The organism is Streptomyces sp. NPDC027663 (genome assembly GCF_055566415.1).
In genome coordinates, this window is sequence record NZ_JBVHSK010000040.1 from 1 (window position 1) to 2,303 (window position 2,303).

General features: G+C 67.0%; 2 protein-coding genes and 1 pseudogene. All 3 read right to left on the bottom strand.

The window, feature by feature from the left end; all coding sequences use genetic code 11:
• Positions 1–91: 91 nt before the first annotated feature.
• Complete coding sequence (locus tag ACZ4SF_RS38065; RefSeq protein WP_468393655.1) at positions 92–676, bottom strand: GNAT family N-acetyltransferase; 585 nt, start codon at positions 674–676, stop codon at positions 92–94.
• Between the two features lie 130 nt (positions 677–806).
• Positions 807–1,160: pseudogene (locus tag ACZ4SF_RS38070) on the bottom strand (UDP-glucose 6-dehydrogenase); the annotation flags it as partial.
• A gap of 66 nt (positions 1,161–1,226) precedes the next feature.
• The gene (locus ACZ4SF_RS38075) at positions 1,227–2,141 is read right to left on the bottom strand and encodes a transposase (protein WP_468393658.1); all 915 of its coding nucleotides are present in this window, start codon (positions 2,139–2,141) and stop codon (positions 1,227–1,229) included.
• Between the last annotated feature and the right edge of the window lie 162 nt (positions 2,142–2,303).

Sequence of the window (2,303 nt, forward strand, 5' to 3'; positions counted from 1 at the left end):
CCTCACCGGCGAGAACACCATCTCCTGGCGCGACCCCACACCGCAGACGAACAGGCAGATTCCGGGATAAAACACCGGGATAAAACGACCTCTAACGCCGCTCTTCGCGGGCTGGAATCGGCACAGCCGACGGCTGCCACTCTCGCCTGATCAACCCGAACACCCACGAGTCGGATACTTCGCCGTTCACGACGCAGTCTTCCCGCAACGTCCCCTCACGCACGAATCCGACCTTCTCCAGAACCCGGGCAGACGCCACGTTGCGCGTATCGGTCTCGGCCTGAACTCGATTCAGGTCCAGTGTGTCGAACGCCCACTGCAGCACGGCGTGCGCGGCCTCCGTCGCGTAGCCGTGGCCCCACATCGCATCGTTGAGGACGTAGCCCAATGACGCGCTGCGGTAGTCCGGGTTCCATCCGATCAGACCGCACCAGCCGACGAAGGCCCCGTCAGAAGCACGGTCGATGGCCACCCGCGCCCCGGTCCCTTCATCCTCCAGCTTCCGGCACATCGCGATGAAGCGCTCGGCGCGGGCCCGTTCGGTCCATGGCGGGGAGTCCCAATAGCGCAGCACGTTCGCGCTGCTGTGCAGCGCGAACAGGGGGTCCGCGTCGGCTTCGGTGAAGGGGCGCAGTCGCAGGCGAGCGGTGTGCAATTTGGGGGTGGCCAAAGTCATGCGCACCATCTTGTGTCCTCATGAGGCGGCAGAACACCGAATATCCGATCCCGGTCCGGCCCCACGACCAAGGCCGGAGGGTGTCCTCGACGGCGAACAACTCGCGCAGGAACTCGGGGTTCCAGGCGACCTCGATGCGGTCCCCGGCGGGGACGTGCTCGTGCAGGAGTTCCGCGACGCGGGGTGCGGTGCCGACGGGGACGGTGGACTTGACCGCGATCACGGCCGGGCTCGTGAGGTGCGGGGCGAGCTGGCGGACGGCGGCGAAGAGGTGGCTGAGGTCGTAGGCGTCGCTGTCGGGCTGCTGGGTGTGCCGACGCCGATGAAGCGCAGGTCGGCGAAGGTGGCGGCCTCGTGGTAGGAGGCGATGAACTTCAGTCGGCCCGAGGCGGTGTGCATGGGCTGGAGGTCGACCCAGGTCGCGTTCGAAGAACGGGGCCTTGCCGCTGTTCAGGGTGTGGACCGTGTCGCTGCTCATGTCCATGCCCAGGACTTACGAGTTGGTGCGTGATAGCGGGTGAGGCGTGTTTGGCCTGGTCGTGGCCTGCTCTCAGACGTTGATGGTGCGGTCGGAGATGAGGCTGGCGATGGCGCGGTAGGTGTCGGGCAGGCGATCGCGGCGGTGGGTCCAGCGCGTCAGTTGTTTCCAGCGTTTGTGGTCGGCGAGGGCGTGTTCGACGGTGATGCGGTCGGAGGAGTGTTCGTGGCGGTCGCGTTCCCACTGCAGGACTCTTCCGGGCAGTGCTCCGGGCCGGGGTTTTCTGGGTGGGGTGATGGCTTGTCCGCGGTGGTCGCGGCTCAGGCCGAGGTAGCCGTCGTCCAGGAGGACCTCGACGTCGGGGAAGTGCTGGAAGCAGACGGCGATGCCCTCGTTGCGGGCGGCTGTGGCATCGTGCATACGACCAGGCCGCAGGGTGTCGGTCCATAACGTGCGGCCCCGCCAGTCGGCGATGACGGTGGCCTTCATGGTGTTCTGTTTCTTCTTCCCGGAGACGAATGCGCGCCGTCCGCCGCGGCCGGCCGGTGGTCGGCGGACCTGGATCTCGGTGGCATCCAGGCGCAGCTCGATGCCCTCGGCCTGGGCGTAGGCGAAGACGTCCGCCAATGTCCGAAGTCGCAGGCCGGGACGGTCGGGGACCGCGCACCCCCGCTCGGCCAGGAGCGTACGTATCTCTGCGATCGCACGGGTGATGGTCGAGCGGTCGACACCGAACAGCAGCCCCAGGACTGAGTGCGGCAGGTCGTGCCGCAGATGGATCAGTGTGGCCACCAGCCGGTCGACGAAGACCAGCTGGTGGCGGGCGCCGGCTCCCGCGGCCCGCTTCCTGGCCCCACCTCGTGCAGCATGGCGACGACCCTCGACTCCGGCTTGCCACGGCACCGCCAACTCCTCGATCAGGCAGGCGAGGTGACGCCGAGAGATCCCTGTGAACAGCCGATGCGCCAGCACCGCCCGATTGACCATGATCGCCACAACCGGATCATGCCACCGGCCAGGCACGACGCCTCACCCGCTATCACGCACCAACTCGTTAGACGTCATCTCATTTGGATTCTTCGGTAGCCTGCTGGCGTGGGGATTGTTGAGCGGCTGGTGCCGGATGAGTTGTGGGAGCTGTTCCAGCGG

Bases quoted from the DNA above. Each gene is read 5' to 3' on its own strand.
- ACZ4SF_RS38075 (WP_468393658.1), bottom strand. From the start codon at position 2,141: ATGGTCAATCGGGCGGTGCTGGCGCATCGGCTGTTCACAGGGATCTCT.
- ACZ4SF_RS38065 (WP_468393655.1), bottom strand. From the start codon at position 676: ATGACTTTGGCCACCCCCAAATTGCACACCGCTCGCCTGCGACTGCGC.